The organism is Pseudoalteromonas sp. NBT06-2 (assembly GCF_002276045.1).
Classification (GTDB): Bacteria; Pseudomonadota; Gammaproteobacteria; order Enterobacterales; family Alteromonadaceae; genus Pseudoalteromonas.
Window position 1 is genome coordinate 1 of sequence record NZ_NQMR01000163.1, and the last position, 16,113, is coordinate 16,113.

Sequence of the window (16,113 nt, forward strand, 5' to 3'; positions counted from 1 at the left end):
TGGCCGCTTAATGCTTCTTGTGCGCGGTGCATGCTTAACATATCGTTTAGGGTGATTTTTTTAATACGTTCAAATTCATCCTTACTGGCAATATCACCAACAGGAATAATTTTAATTGCCTTTTCAGCATCCCCTTTAGGGCTGCGATTATTAATAAATAAACTTTGAAAATTACCCACACCTTTACTGGCTGTAATCGCATTCTTTAAATCGTTTTCATCCTGAACACTTAATGAAGGATCAGCCATAGAAAATACAAACCCCATGTGTGAGCCATTTTTAAAATAGCGGCGTCTAAATAGCGTGGCATCTTCATTTAATAACGCACTTTGAATACCGCCATAATATTGCGGTATGCCATATATACCTTGAGCGGGGTCATATTCTTTAATATGTAATACTTCACCTTTTTTAAAATATAAAACGTTACCATTACTTTTTAATTGCGCATATACGCCAAGCGTATTGGTATAACGCATTGTCATAGCGGGTAAGTGTTTAAGTTTTATGATTTGGCCAAATACATTTCTAATGATATGCAAATAACTATTAGCCGCCCAACAGTAATCAAAAGCGAATTTTTTTAAGGTTTTACGGGTTAAAATAGCGGTAGGTTTAAACCATTTCATGATCATGTTGCGTTTAAAAAACAAAATAGGTGCGTGTTGGGCGTTAACATGCAGTAATTTATATAAGCCGTGTAAACTGACTGGTGGCGCATAAATACCGTTCATATCTGCAAACACACCAATGTAATTGGTTAACCGGTTATCTAAGCAGGGTTCGGGATCGCCAAAACGAAAACTACTCACACCCGTAGATTGTTTGGCATAGTTTGGCTTATCACCAGAGGTGACTTTTATTCGTGGTAAATTCATTATGCGACTTTTAATCCTATTGTTGTTTGTGAGCTATGGCTATCACCGCTTAACGGCTCGTAAATCATGGCGTGCATAATTGCCCAAGCAATATCAGCATGGCCGGTTGATGCAGTGCGATTGGTGGCGTAAGTGATTTGATCACCCACTACTTTTTTACGAATATTTATAAAGGAGGCGGCAACGGTTACGGCGGCTTCATCAAATTCAAAGCGTTTGTTGTTTATTACATTACTGGCTTTTATAACCAGTTTGTTTTTAATAATTGGGTTGTAATGTATTGGCATGGCCATTGGATAAAAATTTTGTATGAGATCAAATACCCCGTAACCAATACCTGTGGTATCAACGCCGATATGTTGCACATTATATTTTATGGTTAATTCTTTAATGGCGTTGGCCATTACCTCAAAGTTATTGCCGGTTAAATCGAGTGTTTCTAATAATCTGAATTTTTCTCCTGGTACCAGTGGGCAACTTAAAACAACAACCGTTGCTTTATCTATTGTGCGGGCAGGATCAAAACCAATTAATACCGGTTTCATGGCAAATGGCCGTTCCCATTCTTTATTAAAGTCTTTCCATTTTTCGCTATTACCAATACAGGCCATGAGCTCTTTCATGCTAAATGCTGAATGCGCATCATCTATAAACTTACCCATAAACAAATTATTAAATTCATCTTTAGAGTATTCTTTTTTAAGCAATTCAATATTAATGCGGTCAAAGCCTGATTTGACCACATCAACTACATTGAGCATTTGCCTGTAAATACCATCATCACAAACACGGCCATCTTTTAAATTTTGATAGCTTATATCTATCTCAAATGCGGGGTCGTTACAGGCCATCGTTTTTTTAAACCATTTACCTGTCCATAATTCATAGGCTTCATGGCTGGTAACTGAAGGGGTACTAAAATAGGTAATACGGTATTTTTTATGTGTGGCCATCGCTTGTGCTAAACCACGTAATTCTTTAAATTTGGGGATCCAAAAAACTTCATCAACATATAAATCACCGCTTGCCGATTGTGCTGTACGGGCATTGGTTGATTTAAAATATAAAGTGGCGGTTTTACCATCAGCCAAAGTAAGGGCCAAAGGCGAACCCGATAAATCCACATCAAAGTGCTCTTTACATAAAGCGACAATGTTGGCTTTAAATATTTCAGCTTGATCCCGTGAAGCAGATATAAATATTTTGTTATTGCCATTTACTACCGCATCATAAAAAGCTTCAAAACTAAAATAAAAAGTTGCGCCTATTTGCCTGGGCTTTAATAAAAAGCGGGTCCGGTGGTCTTGGTTATCAAACCAATGCATTTGGTGCGGATATAAAAGCTTTTCTTTTAACTCGTCTAACATTTCTTTTGTTATGCCAGAGCAGTCATTTTTTACTTTCTTTTTACGTTTCTTTTTATGATTACCTGAGTCGTTATTAGTTGAATGGTCTTGATTATGCGCTTGTTGTTTTTTGGCAGGGGCAAACTTACTTTGATTTAATACCGCTAAGTTTTTACATAAACAATCTAACTCTTTTAAGTCTTTATCTGTTTTATCTTCTTTTTCAGTTAATAAATTAATACGTCTACTAATACGGGTTTCGGCATCCATTACTGGGCATAACTCAATCCAATTATTTTCATCAGCCCAACGGCGCAATTGGCGTGCACTTGGCATACCGTCTAACTCTGCAATTTCATCAAATGTAAAACCACCATAAACAAAATGTTCACGCGCTGTTTTAACAATTGATGGACCGTATTTAACTTTCATAAACCACTAAATAAATATACTGAATAACGCGAGTTTATATATAAAAAAGGCGAATTCGTGACTTAGTGTTTTGCTTATTTCCTATAACTAAAATATAGGAATTTCAAATAATTAAAGCGGTGGATTGATTAAATAAAGTGGGTGAAACTCAAGTTCTCAAATATAACGCAATTGAATAACTCGCGTAATAAAACTTTATTTATGGTGCATCAATGACGCATTTAAGAACAACACCTTTAGCTATCGCTGCGGTCGGTTTAACAGTTGATGGCAGAGAAATATCAGAAAAAGATATTGATGACATTGTTGCGACTTATAACTACAAAAAATACGGCGCCCGTATCAACTTTAATCATGCTGGTGATTGGTCAGGTTGGGAGGCAAAACAGTTACAAAATATCAATCTTAACGGCGGTATGTTAGGCGATGTTTTAGAAGTATCAACAGACATTAATGACGATGGTGTAAAAGTGCTGTTAGCGGTACTTTCGCCAAATGCGTCATTTGTAGCGCTCAATCAAGCTGATCAAGCGGTTTATTTCAGCATAGAAATCAATCGTAATTTTATGAATACAGAGCAAAGCTATTTAGTTGGTTTAGCGGTAACAGATAAACCCGCAAGCACCTATACACACCGTTGTAAATTTAGTGAAGAACAACCTCAAACAGTACAGAGTAAGGGCGACACGGATGTCACTTTTTTAAAGGTTGAACTTGGCGACCTTAAAAAGCCAAAAAAAAGCATTTTTAAAAACCTATTCAACCTTAAAAAGGACGATGAAATGAAACCAGAAGATTTAGCCAAAGCGTTACAAGAATCGCTCGGCACACCTTTAGCCCAATTTAGCCAGGCATTAACAGATAATACTGAAGCCACACATAAGTTACTTGAAAAACACAGTCAGCAACAACCAGGTGATAACAACACAGATGGTAATGGTTCAGATAACTTATCAAATGAAAGTCCTGAAAAAGAAGCTTTTAAAGGTGAGCAAAAACAAGCATTTGATGAAGTAACAAACAAGGTTGATGGCTTGCAACAAGGCATTAATGATTTAACCAAAGAATTTAAAAAAGCGTTAGGCTCGCCAGCCGATGATACAAGCGACAGCGAAGAAAACCCCAAAGGTGAAAACGATAAGTACGCAAATTTACTGTAAATAAAATTCAGTGAACAATATAAATTAATTCGAGATTTAGAACATGAAAACAACAACGAAACTTTTATTTACCGCCGTACTTGCAGGTTTAGCCACTAATTACGGTGTTGCATCAATGTCAGAGCAATTTGCCGTTGAGCCCACAATTGAACAAAAGCTATATGATCAGGTTTATGAAAGCGCTGAATTTTTACAGCAAATCGATACTCAAATGGTTGATGATCTGGTTGGTAGCTCACTGACATTAGGTGTGTCAGGTGGCGTGACGGGTCGTGCGGGTGTTGAAACAGACTCATCAAAAGAGCGCCAAACTAAAGACCCATCTGGTTTAACTGACCGTGAATATCGCTGTTACCCCGTTGAATGTGATGTGCATATTACGTGGCAAAAAATGGATATGTGGGCCAAGTTTCCCGATTTTCATAGGCGTTTTCGCAACCATGTACGCATGGCCGTCGCATTAGATATTATTAAAATTGGTTGGAATGGTACGACTGCAGCCAATGTAACAGACTTGGCAAGTAATCCATTACTTCAAGATGTCAATATTGGTTGGTTACAACTTGTTCGCCGTGATGCACCAGAGCGTGCAATGAGTGATGGTGAACAAAAAGAAGGTGAAATTCATATTGGCGAAGGTGGCGACTATGCAAATTTAGATAGTGCGGTTCACGACCTATTACAAGCCATACCAGAGCATAAGCGCATGGGCATGGTTGCTATTATTGGTACTGATTTACTTGCTAAAGAAAAAGGCAAGTTATACGCAAAACAAGCACACACCCCAAGTGAAAAAGAAAAGTTAGAGCTTGAACAAATTATTGAAACCTATGGAGGCTTAAAGGCTTATAAAGTACCGTTTTTCCCATCTAAAGGCATTATGGTAACAAGCCTTGATAACCTAGCGCATATTATTCAAACCGGCTCAACCCGTACACATGTTGAAGACAACCACAAAAAGAAACGTGTTGAAGACTACCAATCACGTAACGACTGTTACTACATCAATGATTTAGACCGTATTGTATTTTTTGAAGCATCAGCGGTTAAAACTGAGCGTGTAAAAGATCCCGCTGTAGCAGCGCAAGATTTTGATACAGACAATCCAGCGCATTGGATTTGGTCCTAATTTCCTTGGTACATGAAGCACGAGCTACCACAGCAATGTGGTAGCTATTTAAAAAATTGATAGAGGGTATTTTGACATGAGTTTAGTCGCCAAACGTTTAGCAAAAGCTGCTGCTTTAAGAGCAGAGCAAAAGCAACAAACCGAGCAACAAGCAGTACAAGCAAAAGTAATGGGAGTTGATATGGCAAAAGGTGCTGATCACAGTACTTCTTTTACCGTTACAAGTGCTGAACGTCCACCAAATATGATGCAATTTGATTTATTAAAAGTTGCTATGGAAGCAGATTTAGGTCAACTCAAAAAATTCTCAGATATAGAAAGAAAAGCAGAATATAAAAGTGATGCGTTAACAAAAAACGACTATTTAGCGTATTTAAATACTTACCGTAAAAGCGGTGCCAATCACCCAAATATCGTTTTAGCTTGGGTATTTATTTGGTTAATAGATTTAAAACGTTGGTCACAAGCCCTTGAATGGTTGCCTTTATTAATTGCGCAACAACAACCGTTACCAAAGCGGTTTAAGCGTAAACATTGAGGGGAGTTAGTGATTGATGAACTTTACGATTTAGGCTTAAAACACCTAGAAAATGAACTATCAACGCAAGACGAGTTAAGGCAAACACTGAGCTATTTTAATGTTGTTATTAGCCAGTTTGATAAAAATAACTGGGATATAAACCAAGTATGCCAAGGTAAGTTATTTGGTTTAGCTGGCAAGCTAGAAGAGAAGAACCTAAACGCTGGCAATGCCTTATTCAATTACCTAAAAGCACAAAAGTTAAATGAAGGTGCGGGTGTAAAAAAGAACGCCAGAACCTTAGCTGAAAAGCTAGGTATCGAAATAGACATTTAATTTTATAGAAACGACTCTATCGCCGGTGGGCACATAGCACAAAGTTATTTCATTGAATTGCTTTTAACTTTAATGCTATTGGCGCCCACACCCAAATTATAAAACAGGTGAAGTATGAATTTATCAGGCATGCCACAAGCAGAACCCACAACTAACATAATCACTAATGATGGTTTTTATCCTGATTTAGATACTGCTGAATTAGTGAGTGGCTATGCCATTGCCACTGAATATGGCGCAAATGAGCAATTGCTTGTTAATACCTTGATCACCGCTATGGGTGAAATTAATCGTTTATTAAGTAATTACAAAGCCGCGAACTGGTACCAGGCAACAAAGCTTACTGATGTTTCAAGCACCATTATTGGTGGTAAAAGTTTAATTGAATCTTTTTATAAACGCGCCGTTTTTTGTAATGTCAAATCACATTTACTCATTAGTAAATTAAGCCAAACACATAGAGATAAAAGCGCAGCACAACAATTAAGTGCAACAGACAATCAAGACTATTGGTTAATGCAATCAGATCATGCATTACGCCAAATATTAGGCGTTAGTCAAAAAACCACCATCAGTTTGGTTTAGCCATTATGAGCCAAAGCAAATTACAAAAGCTCACAGCATATTTAATTGATGCCAGGTACCAAGGGCGTAAATTAGCCGAGCCTGCACAGTTTGTTGCTCAAATAGAGGGAGGGCGGATAGAACCTGCAAGTAAAAAAATAAACAGTACTGGAATATTAGCAGCTCGTTTTTATTACAGCGGGGTAATTAGTATTAGCCCTTGTTATGCACCTGCTGAGTTAATTAGTGCCTATATTAGTTTTTGGCTACAAGAGCATGCTGATAAACATGATAGTTCAGAGGTGGAATTTAATGTTGATCAAATAGATGACAAAGCTAAAGAAGTTGAATTAGTAATAGAAATATTTAATGAAGATATTGAGTTGGTTGAATCTGCAAACGGCCCATTTATTTTAAATAGTAAGCGGTATGACTTTGGCGAGCAAAGTCTTTGGGTAGCTGAAAGCTTCACATTACAAGAAGATATCACAAATGCTTAAATTTGAATTAGATACAGATGAAGCGCTACAGCAGTTGGGGTTATTAACATTACCAGCTAAAAAGCGGCAGCAAATATTAAGAAAGGCGGGCAGAAGATTTAGACAGAACTCTTTAAACCGCGTTAAAGATAAAAAAAATGTTGATGGTACAGCGTGGAAAAGTAGTAATTCAAAAAAACTGTTTAAAAAATTAAAGCAGAAAAAGAGTACTTATATCAAAACTACTCCCAATAGTGTCGAAATAGGGTTTAAGCGACAACGTTGGGGAAAGCTTGCAAGAGCGCATGCGATTGGATTAGAAGATGAATACTCTGTAGCAGAATCAAAAAAAAAGCTGAAAAAAGCAAAAAAACCTGATTATAAAGCGCCAGCAACAAGATCTCAGGCCAAAGAGTTAAATCGTTTGGGCTTTAAATGGTGGAATAAAAACACAAAAAAATATAAATCAATTTCTCAAAAAAGAATATCAGAGCTATTCACAGTTGCCCAAGCAGGGATAGTGATAAAGCTTTTACGTCCAAGCAAAAAAAATAATAAAGAAACATGGAATATAAAGCGGCCAAAGCGTGAGTTATTAGGCAATACGAAAAAAGAAACAAGAGTCACACGGCAACAAATTTTAGATGACGCTTTAAAAATCTTTTAATACATAAGTTTAAAAAGGAAAGAAACATGGCACAAGGTAAGGTCAGTGTTGCCTCGTTAAATACAGGCAATGGCGCAACCAAAGCAGTTGAACGCTCAATATTAATGATTGGCGTAGGCACAGAGAATTTACAACAAATAGTCGCAATTAATGCACAGTCTGATTTTGACACTTTAATAAGTAGTGCAGATTCAGAACTTAAAACGCAATTAAATGCTTGGCTTAGAAATGGTGATGATTTGGTGTCTGGTTGGGCTATTCCAATTACGGCAGGTGATAACATTTTAGGTTTAATTGATACCGCTATGGACCAAGATATTAGCCCTGAAATTATTGTTATTTGTTCGCCCGTAACCGGCAAAGCAGACGTTGAAGCGTATCAAGCAAAAATGCAAAGTATTTTATCAAGCCATGCGCGAAGAGTACGTTTATTAGTTGCGGCACCAGGTTGTGATCCTACCGCAGATACAGGCCAAACATGGGCAGCACATTTAGCCGCAGTACAACCCTTAGTTGATGGTGTGGTTGCTGATCGTGTTGCCGTTATACCGTCACTTTATGGTGACGAACTTGGCGCAGTAGCTGGGCGTTTATGTAAAAGCTCAATCACCATTGCAGATAGCCCAATGCGCGTACAAACAGGTGCATTATCTTTATCACCGTCACCTGTCGATAAATTAGGTTTACCACTTACAAGCGCTGTTACAGCGGCACTCGATAACATTCGTTTTAGTTGTACGCAGTTTTACCCTGATTTTGATGGTATCTATTTTGGTGATGTAAACATGCTAGATGCCCAAGGCGGCGATTTTCAAAAAATTGAAACGGGCCGTGTTGTTGATATGGCCGCACGCCAAGTACGCATTAAAGCGATATACCAAATTAAAAACAGGCGTTTAAATAACTCAGCCAATGGCACTGCCTTTGGTAAAAGCGTATTAGGTAAACCGCTCAGAGATATGGCCAAAAGTACCAATATTGGCAGTAATAAATTCCCTGGTTTAATTCGTGAGCCCAAAGACGATTCAATTAGCTTAACGTTTACTAGCGCAACACAATTAAACGTACTTATGAAAGTACAGCCAATCGATTCACCAAGTACGATTTTGGTGGGTATTCAATTAGACAATGCCGAATAACAGGCTGAATAAGGAGTAATGTATGTCAGTTAAAGCATTAGGCGGTAAAGATTTTGACGTAAACATAGGTGATAGCCTTGTTCACGTAATTGACGCATCGGTAAAAATTACTGATGGCCGTAAGGTTAAAACGGTTCGTGGTATTCCAGTTGGCTTTATTGATGGTCCGGTCAGTGCTGAAGCGACAATTAAACTTGATCACGAAAACTATTTATTGGTTGAAGCACAGGCAAAACAAGCGGGTAGCTGGAAAGGCATTGAACCCTTTGATATTTCGTTTATGGCCGAAGTGACAGCGGGTTCAAAAAACATTGAAGTATTTGGTGCTTTACCTCAGCTAGATGAAATCTTAAATATGAAAGCCGAAGGGGGCGAAGAAGATACCACAACCATTAAGTGCATTGTTACATCAAAAGACTTTATCAAAATTAATGGTGTACCTTATTTAACATCTGATGAAGTAAGAGACTTGTAATGAAAAGCTTAACACCCGTTAAGTTATTAGCAGCGCTTAAGCGTTGCCAATATCACGTATTTGAGGGTGAGCTCAACCTTAATTTAATTGGTATTCGTCATACCAATACCAGCGCTAATACGTTTAATGATGCATTCGTTGCACTGTATCAAGTGAATGGCCAATGGCAGTTAGCACAATTTAAATGCACAACTGATCCAGGTGTTTATTATCGTAATAATCCATTAAATATTGATGGCACCGCAATTGTGGTACCTATGCAACATCGTAGTTTATGGACCTTTGGTTATCACCAAGGCAAATATCCTGCATTAGTACAAAACAAACCGATCACCGTATTTCGTGATGCGAATAAGGATAACGAATTAAACACGGACGTTGCCCTTACAAATCAGCAAACCGGATACTTTGGCATTAATTGTCACCGTGCAAGTAGCAAGCATGAATCACAGCAAGTTGATAAATGGTCTGCAGGTTGCCAAGTGTTAGCGAACCCCAAAGATTTTGAAAAACTCATGTCACTTTGCAAGCAATCAAGTCAGCAATGGGGCAATACCTTTACATATACCTTGTTAGAGCAAACAGCTTTAACAACCAAAAATAGTGAGTAAATAACATGGCTTCAGAGCAAAAAATTGAATTAGAAGTAGGCGACCAAGAATTTGAATTTAACGTAAATCTTACTGCATATAACAAGTTTTTAAATGGGTCATCACAAGGCGTTAAAACTCAAGGTGCACATAATTTTTTAATGGCAGTTGTAAGCGATAAACATAAAACAGCATTAAAAGCGTTTTTACAACAACCTGGTGCACCGCTTCATTTAGTGGGCGCAGTAATCGAAGAGTATCAACCTGAGTTTAATATTTCAGTAAAAAAATCGAACAGCGGGCAAAACAAATAAGCAAAAATCGCTTAGATCAATTGCTCGCTTATCAACTTAAGTGGTTGCCTCATAGTGAGGCCACTACACAAACATTAGCCCAAGCATTATTTTTAGAAAACGACAACTTAGAGCAACAAAAAATAGCAATATGTAATGGTATTGCTTTGGCTCTAGGTGGCGATTAATAAAGGGAAACCTCAATAAAATGAGTGCACTTAGTAAATTAGAAAAACTCATGTATACGATTGGTGTAGTTGATAAAGCAACTGGTCCGGTTAATAAAATCATGGGTAAAATTAATCAACTAAGTGAGCAAACACGCACAGCGCAAGACCAAATCATGCGCGGCTTTATTACAGCGGGTTCAAGTGGTTTAGCCCTGGCTAATTCACTGTCACCCGCAATAGATCACGTTGCAGCACTTGGCGAAGTACAAAGCTTAGGTGTTGCAGATGAAGCCTTAAGTAAACTTACAAAAACCTCTTTTGAATTTAGCGCACAATTTGGTGGTAACTCCGCTGAATTTGTACGCTCAGCCTATGATATTCAATCGGCTATTTCGGGTTTAGAAGGGGTTGAGCTATCCGCCTTTACTAAAGCTTCAAATATTTTAGCGGTAGCCACCAAAGCAGATGCCAGCACAATAACCAGTTATATGGGCACTATGTACGGCATATTTGAGCAAACAGCCAATAAAATGGGCAAATCTGACTGGGTTAACCAAATTGCAGGGCAAACCGCCAAAGCCGTTCAAATGTATAAAACCACAGGTTCAGAGATGCAAGCGGCTTTTAGCGCTTTAGGTGCCAAAGCCACCATGCGCGGTGCAAACTCCGCACAGCAAATGGCGGTGTTAGGTGAGTTACAATTAGTTTTAAAGTCGGGCTCGGTAGCGGGTACCAATTACGCCAGTTTTATAGATGGCATAGGCAAAGCTGAAAAAGCGCTAAATATATCTCTTACTGATAAAAATGGTGACATGCTTGGCATGGATACGATGTTAGGGCGAATTAATGACAAATTAAAAGGCATAGGCAGCATAGCCAAAGGCGATATTTTAAATCAAGCATTTGGCTCAAAAACGGCGGCCTCAGTGGTTGATATTCTCAGCACAAAAGTAAATAAATTAACAACGGGCACAGATGAACTAAATAATGTATCTGATGCCAGTAAAGCCATTGAAATGGCCAATATTATTGCAAGCCCTTGGGATAGGTTAAGCGGTACATTTAACGCAGCTGCAACGGCAATGGGCCAACGACTATTACCTGTTGTTGAACCCTTTATAGAAATGTTAGCAACGGCCTTTAATGGTGTGGTTAATTTAACTGAGCAATTCCCTATTTTATCGTCTGTTATTGCCACCGTTGTTGTGAGTATCGTGGCGTTAATTACCGTATTTGGCTTAGTGACTATGAGCATGGGAATTTATCGTTATGCCATGATCACATTAAGCGCCACCACCTCAATATTAAGTAATGTAACTAAAGTATGGACCGCTGCAATTTGGCTGCAAGGAAAAGCATTAGCTGCAGCAAAGTGGGCTGCAATGACATATCAGCAAGCACTTTTTATCACTGGTGTTGCGATGTCTCACATTAAAAATATGGGATTCATTGGCATATTAAACATGATCACACAAAAAACGAAATCCGCAGCTTTGGCTACTTTTAATTACAATAAAGCGATGGTTTTTGTAAAAACTAATTGGGCAGCGTTCTCGGCATTAGTAGAAAGTAGCGGTAGTGTTTTTGCTGCACTAAAAGTTGTTTTTATGAGTGCAGCTCGCTCAGTTATGGCATTTAACAGTGCATTGCTAATAAATCCAATAGGTTGGATTGTAGCGGGTGTTATTTTATTAGCTGTTGTAATTTATAAATTTTGGCAGCCAATTAAAGCGTTTATGAGCGGTTTTTGGGAAGGGTTTAAACATGGTTTTACTCCTGTTATAGATATTTTCTCAGCGTTATTCAGTGCTTTTGGTTTTTTAGGTGATGTATTTTCAGCAGCTGGTAATGTTTTATCTTGGTTTGGTACGCAAATTGGCTTTACCTCAGAAACACTTGGAGGCTTCACCAATGCAGGAGTACTTTTTGGTGAAGTACTGGCGGCAGCATTCAGAATTGTATTATTTCCAGTTACCTCATTTATTAAGCTAGTAACATTTGCAATTAATTTACTGTCAGATTTAGGTAGTTGGGTAAAAGATTTATTTGGTTTTGGTGATGACATTAATATCACAACGAATAAAACCGTTGACCATGTTGTAACGGCACAAGGTCATAAATTGGTTAGAAATCGTGATATTGCAAATCAAACACGCAATAGCGAACTACACAGTAATAATGTCTCCAATACAGGGTCAAGCTTAATTAACAATCAACTTGCTGGTAATTCAATCGCATTCAATAGCAAAACACACTCAAATGTCATTGGTTTTAATAATCATAACTTGGTTAGTAAAAGTGATCTAACAACGCTGCAGTTAGTTAACAATAAAGCAAATAGCATGAGTACCAACAATACTATTGCACATAATAAAACTGACTTGGCAACGCTGCAGCTTGTGAGTAATAAAGTAAATAGCATAAGTAGCAATAATGCTATTTCAGATAATAAAGCAGAATTTGCAACGCTGCAGTTAGTGAATAATAAAGTAAATAGCATGAGTACCAACAATACTATTGCACATAATAAAACTGATCCAGTTTCCACTTATTCAAATGCATCATTAAACAATGTTTATGCACTAAATCAAAGCACTGAAAATATAGAACAGTATCAAAAAGATAATGAGAGCTTAGTGACTAATAGCAGCCGTAAAATTGAAAAATCAGCATTTTTACAGCAGTTAACAAGTAATAGCAGCAGTAATAACAAAACCAATAATAATACTGATAATTCTAAGCGTGTATTTATCGATAACTTAACCCTTAAATCTGATGATGTTGCCAATAGCTTTGAGCAGTTAATGGAGGTGGCAGGGTGATAAGTACATTAAATATTGATCTTAATATTCTGGATGGTGATTTATCACTAGATGATTTTTCAACACCAATGCAAGTCACAAACGCTAATGTAATAAGCCAAGACATTAAACATAGATTGATTGAAAGCGGTAAGTTACCGCCATTAATTGGCCTGAGAAATACCGATATTGTAAATAAAATTTTAACTGAAATAGAACTGATAGTTGAACAAGATACTCGCTTAGTTCCTGGCACAATAAAAATAACTTTAACGGGTACCGGCATTATTTCAGTTACGGCTCAAACGCAAGATTATGGAGTGGTAACAAATGGATTATAAGGCGTTATTTTTAACTGAGTTACAAAATGCAGGTATACCAACAACACAAACAGAAGTTGAAGCGGTTTGGGATACACATATAAAAAACTCTGATTTTGCAGTTAATAACCAAAGTCCGTTTAGCCCGTTTTTTAAATTACAAAAAGCATTAGTGTCTGATCCAGCAGTTAAATTAATAGATGCACTTGCAGAACATGTGATGCCAAATAGTTTTGTAATGTTAGCAACAGACGAATGGTTAATTAAACATGGCGAATCACGCAAAGTTGATAAGTTACCCGCAGTAAAAGCCGTGGGTAATATTAAAATTAGCCGTACAGACACCAGTATTGAACAAATATTAGCAAAGGGCACTGTAATTGAAAGCCTCCCGTTAAATGGTGTGGTTTATCGTGTAATAACAACATTAGATGTTGTTTTTTCAGTGGGAAGTAATGAGCAATTAGCGATTGTTGAAGCGCAGCAAACAGGCATAAATTATAACTTAGCAGCAGGATATTACGTGCGCTTAATTACCGATATTGAAGGGTTAACAGCCATCAATGAAAACACTTGGTTAATTACAGCGGGTCAAGATATTGAAAGCGATGAAAACTACCGTTTACGTATACGCGATGCGTTTGCAACTTTAGGTAATTATCATGTTGATGCGGTTTACCGTTCTATGATTTCAACCTTTCCAGGTATATCAGCCGATAATATTGCATTTGATAAAACCGCACCAAGGGGACCAGGTAGCGCAAATGTATATGTATATTTAGATGTAGGTGAAGTAAGCCAAGCGGTACTTGATGAAATTAATAACCATATTGCTGCAGGTAATCACGGCCATAGTGATGACTTATTAGTGTTTGCTATGCCTACGCAAAATGTAGATATCACAGCAACGCTTATTCAACACGCCAATACACCAGATAAAAAAGCAGAGATAGAACAATTTATAAAAGCTGCATTTAGACAAAATAATGCGTATCAACCCACGCGCTGCAAACCCAATGACTTATTTAGTTTTAGCCAATTAAAAACCGAACTGCATAACCAATTTAAAGAAATTAAAAGCATTCACTTTACTAATAGCGATATAACAAGCGCGGTATGGTTGCCTGTTATAAATAATTTAGTGATAAGTCGAGGTTAACGCATGGAGCAGCAAATAACACATATAGCGCCGCAATTACCCAATTGGTTACAAGGCCAAGACGTAACAGCCTTGGCTAAAGTAGCGCAAGCATTTTGGCAAAAAATAGAAAAAGATTTGTTTTGGTGGTTAGAGCAACAACATAGCGAAAACGCACAAGAGGCCATTTTAGATTTATTAGCATGGGAGCGGGGGATCACCCGTTTACCAAGTGAATCAATCTCGCTTTATGGTTTACGGGTAAAACATGCTTTTGCAAATGCCACAGATGCCGGTTACGGCTTAGGCATGGAGCACATATTTAAACGCTTAGGTTTTGGTTTTATAGAAATTAGCGAACGGCTACCAGGTTACGACTGGGATATGGTTGAAGTTGCCATGTTAGAAACTGAATTTGCAGGAAACGAAAACTTAGTAACAGAAGTAATAAAACAGTATGGCCGTACATGCCGCCGCTATTTTTTAACGGCGCTTGCTGCAGTTGATACAGTGGAAGCCATTGGCTTAGTTGAATTTGATAAGGAAGTAGTTGGATGAGCCAATTAAAAATAACCAATGCCGGGTTAACGTATAAAGACCTCGTATTCGCAGGGGCTGAAACCCAAAACATTACACATTTTATTTTTGCCAATATAGCCGGTTTAAATGAAGGTGATGTAATTGATCCAAACATGGCAATACCAACTAATGACATAGTGCATACACAACCAATTGACCGAGTATCGGCACTTGATGGTAATGCCGTAGTGATGAGTGCGGTGTTAGGTTATGACGTTGGCAACTTTGAATTTAATTGGTTTGGAGCAGTAGCAACCAAAGCCGACAACAGCCAAGTATTAATAGCAGTAGTGCAAACAGCATTACAAACAAAAACCAAAACAGTAGGCCCAAGTGTGGGTAATTACAGTGTTAAAAGCATTGTATGGCGCTCACAAAATATTGCAGATAATTTAAATGTCACTTTAAGCGCTTTGCCTTGGCAATTAAATGAGAGTGCTTTTGTTAGTAAAACAGATTTTGAAGCACATAATCATGATGCCGAATACTTAGCAATAACGGCACAAGCACAAAGTGCAAAAACAGCGGATAAGTTAGGTGAGTTGTTACCGTCTGATTTTGCTCAAACAGACCACAATCATGGAAATATTAGAGTTATCGATAGGTCTTATAGTGTTAGTAATACTGTTATAGAAAACTTAAAAAATATAGATGGTAATTTCTTTGGTGGTACCGCTTTAAGGGTTCGAGGTATAACAACAGGTACGGGTACTTTTAACACAGATTCTGAAGCTATTTTTTGGCATGATGGGGTCACGTGGAAAGTTAACCAAGTTTCAGGAATACAATCATCTAATTGTGTTGAATTTGTAATATTTAACGGTAAACCATCTGTTAAAACTGCCCACCCAAATAAATATCTTGTTAGAGTGCATCATGAAGAATATATACATTCTCAAAAAGCTTCGGGTGCATATTTTGGTTTAGGTCAGCAACTTAGCGTTGTTAATGGTCATTTTAAACACAATGGTTATAGAGTTTTTACTGAAGACTATTTACCTACTGCTTCAGAACTGGGCATAACCCCAGAAACAATAGGTGCGATAAGCGTTTCAAGCGGTGGAAACATAGCAATCGAAACAACAACTTACGGCTTA

19 protein-coding genes are annotated in these 16,113 nt (G+C 37.7%); 17 read left to right on the forward strand and 2 right to left on the reverse strand.

What is annotated here, in order from left to right:
• Positions 1-878 (reverse strand): phage portal protein (locus tag CJF42_RS22145; protein WP_095368754.1); only part of this gene is annotated, 878 nt, incomplete at its 3' end.
• Positions 878-2,656 (reverse strand): terminase large subunit domain-containing protein, encoded by a 1,779-nt coding sequence (locus tag CJF42_RS22150; protein ID WP_095368755.1) that lies wholly within the window; start codon positions 2,654-2,656, stop codon positions 878-880. The genes CJF42_RS22145 and CJF42_RS22150, both read right to left, overlap by 1 nt.
• A gap of 212 nt (positions 2,657-2,868) precedes the next feature.
• On the opposite strand from CJF42_RS22150, the gene CJF42_RS22155 reads away from it, so the two are divergent.
• The 17 genes from CJF42_RS22155 to CJF42_RS22230 form a co-directional block, all read left to right on the forward strand.
• Entirely contained in the window at positions 2,869-3,816 is a 948-nt protein-coding gene (locus tag CJF42_RS22155; RefSeq protein ID WP_095368756.1) for a GPO family capsid scaffolding protein, read from the forward strand.
• Between the two features lie 43 nt (positions 3,817-3,859).
• On the forward strand, positions 3,860-4,945 hold the full coding sequence (locus CJF42_RS22160) for a phage major capsid protein, P2 family (protein ID WP_095368757.1): 1,086 nt from the start codon (positions 3,860-3,862) through the stop codon (positions 4,943-4,945).
• Positions 4,946-5,021: 76 nt separating this feature from the next.
• Complete coding sequence (gpM, locus tag CJF42_RS22165; RefSeq protein ID WP_095368758.1) at positions 5,022-5,483, forward strand: phage terminase small subunit; 462 nt, start codon at positions 5,022-5,024, stop codon at positions 5,481-5,483.
• A 9-nt stretch (positions 5,484-5,492) separates the two neighbouring features.
• A complete protein-coding gene (locus CJF42_RS22170) occupies positions 5,493-5,801 on the forward strand; it encodes a hypothetical protein (RefSeq protein ID WP_095368759.1) in 309 nt (102 codons plus the stop codon).
• A 114-nt stretch (positions 5,802-5,915) separates the two neighbouring features.
• Complete coding sequence (locus CJF42_RS22175; RefSeq protein ID WP_095368760.1) at positions 5,916-6,386, forward strand: head completion/stabilization protein; 471 nt, start codon at positions 5,916-5,918, stop codon at positions 6,384-6,386.
• Positions 6,387-6,391: 5 nt separating this feature from the next.
• Entirely contained in the window at positions 6,392-6,865 is a 474-nt protein-coding gene (locus CJF42_RS22180; protein ID WP_095368761.1) for a phage tail protein, read from the forward strand.
• Positions 6,858-7,511, forward strand: coding sequence for a phage virion morphogenesis family protein (locus CJF42_RS22185; protein WP_095368762.1), 654 nt, complete (start codon positions 6,858-6,860; stop codon positions 7,509-7,511). The genes CJF42_RS22180 and CJF42_RS22185 overlap by 8 nt, the downstream gene beginning before the upstream one ends.
• A gap of 26 nt (positions 7,512-7,537) precedes the next feature.
• Positions 7,538-8,650, forward strand: a complete 1,113-nt coding sequence (locus CJF42_RS22190) for a DUF2586 domain-containing protein (RefSeq protein ID WP_095368763.1) — start codon at positions 7,538-7,540, stop codon at positions 8,648-8,650.
• Between the two features lie 22 nt (positions 8,651-8,672).
• Positions 8,673-9,125 carry a phage protein gene (locus CJF42_RS22195; RefSeq protein ID WP_095368764.1) on the forward strand — a complete coding sequence of 151 codons (453 nt, stop codon included), beginning with the start codon at positions 8,673-8,675 and terminating at the stop codon, positions 9,123-9,125.
• Positions 9,125-9,736, forward strand: coding sequence for a hypothetical protein (locus tag CJF42_RS22200; protein ID WP_095368765.1), 612 nt, complete (start codon positions 9,125-9,127; stop codon positions 9,734-9,736). The genes CJF42_RS22195 and CJF42_RS22200 overlap by 1 nt, the downstream gene beginning before the upstream one ends.
• 5 nt (positions 9,737-9,741) lie before the next feature.
• Complete coding sequence (locus tag CJF42_RS22205; RefSeq protein WP_095368766.1) at positions 9,742-10,029, forward strand: putative phage tail assembly chaperone; 288 nt, start codon at positions 9,742-9,744, stop codon at positions 10,027-10,029.
• A gap of 20 nt (positions 10,030-10,049) precedes the next feature.
• Entirely contained in the window at positions 10,050-10,196 is a 147-nt protein-coding gene (locus tag CJF42_RS27720; protein WP_170940708.1) for a DUF6890 family protein, read from the forward strand.
• 20 nt (positions 10,197-10,216) lie between these two features.
• Entirely contained in the window at positions 10,217-13,000 is a 2,784-nt protein-coding gene (locus CJF42_RS22210; protein ID WP_095368767.1) for a phage tail tape measure protein, read from the forward strand.
• Positions 12,997-13,320: a DUF2590 family protein gene (locus CJF42_RS22215; protein ID WP_353651700.1), complete on the forward strand. Its 324-nt coding sequence runs from the start codon at positions 12,997-12,999 to the stop codon at positions 13,318-13,320. The genes CJF42_RS22210 and CJF42_RS22215 overlap by 4 nt, the downstream gene beginning before the upstream one ends.
• A complete protein-coding gene (locus CJF42_RS22220) occupies positions 13,310-14,458 on the forward strand; it encodes a baseplate J/gp47 family protein (RefSeq protein WP_095368768.1) in 1,149 nt (382 codons plus the stop codon). The genes CJF42_RS22215 and CJF42_RS22220 overlap by 11 nt, the downstream gene beginning before the upstream one ends.
• Before the next feature lie 3 nt (positions 14,459-14,461).
• Positions 14,462-14,995 carry a phage tail protein gene (locus tag CJF42_RS22225; protein ID WP_095368769.1) on the forward strand — a complete coding sequence of 178 codons (534 nt, stop codon included), beginning with the start codon at positions 14,462-14,464 and terminating at the stop codon, positions 14,993-14,995.
• A partial coding sequence (locus CJF42_RS22230) for a phage tail-collar fiber domain-containing protein (RefSeq protein WP_170940709.1) occupies positions 14,992-16,113 on the forward strand: 1,122 nt, incomplete at its 3' end. The genes CJF42_RS22225 and CJF42_RS22230, both read left to right, overlap by 4 nt.

Excerpts from the sequence above, each read along its gene's own strand:
- CJF42_RS22160 (WP_095368757.1), top strand. The coding sequence starts at position 3,860 with ATGAAAACAACAACGAAACTTTTATTTACCGCCGTACTTGCAGGTTTA.
- gpM (WP_095368758.1), top strand. The coding sequence starts at position 5,022 with ATGAGTTTAGTCGCCAAACGTTTAGCAAAAGCTGCTGCTTTAAGAGCA.
- CJF42_RS22155 (WP_095368756.1), top strand. The coding sequence starts at position 2,869 with ATGACGCATTTAAGAACAACACCTTTAGCTATCGCTGCGGTCGGTTTA.
- CJF42_RS22225 (WP_095368769.1), top strand. The coding sequence starts at position 14,462 with ATGGAGCAGCAAATAACACATATAGCGCCGCAATTACCCAATTGGTTA.
- CJF42_RS22175 (WP_095368760.1), top strand. The coding sequence starts at position 5,916 with ATGAATTTATCAGGCATGCCACAAGCAGAACCCACAACTAACATAATC.
- CJF42_RS22180 (WP_095368761.1), top strand. The coding sequence starts at position 6,392 with ATGAGCCAAAGCAAATTACAAAAGCTCACAGCATATTTAATTGATGCC.
- CJF42_RS22205 (WP_095368766.1), top strand. The coding sequence starts at position 9,742 with ATGGCTTCAGAGCAAAAAATTGAATTAGAAGTAGGCGACCAAGAATTT.
- CJF42_RS22195 (WP_095368764.1), top strand. The coding sequence starts at position 8,673 with ATGTCAGTTAAAGCATTAGGCGGTAAAGATTTTGACGTAAACATAGGT.
- CJF42_RS22220 (WP_095368768.1), top strand. The coding sequence starts at position 13,310 with ATGGATTATAAGGCGTTATTTTTAACTGAGTTACAAAATGCAGGTATA.
- CJF42_RS22210 (WP_095368767.1), top strand. The coding sequence starts at position 10,217 with ATGAGTGCACTTAGTAAATTAGAAAAACTCATGTATACGATTGGTGTA.
- CJF42_RS22200 (WP_095368765.1), top strand. The coding sequence starts at position 9,125 with ATGAAAAGCTTAACACCCGTTAAGTTATTAGCAGCGCTTAAGCGTTGC.
- CJF42_RS22185 (WP_095368762.1), top strand. The coding sequence starts at position 6,858 with ATGCTTAAATTTGAATTAGATACAGATGAAGCGCTACAGCAGTTGGGG.
- CJF42_RS22150 (WP_095368755.1), bottom strand. The coding sequence starts at position 2,656 with ATGAAAGTTAAATACGGTCCATCAATTGTTAAAACAGCGCGTGAACAT.
- CJF42_RS22190 (WP_095368763.1), top strand. The coding sequence starts at position 7,538 with ATGGCACAAGGTAAGGTCAGTGTTGCCTCGTTAAATACAGGCAATGGC.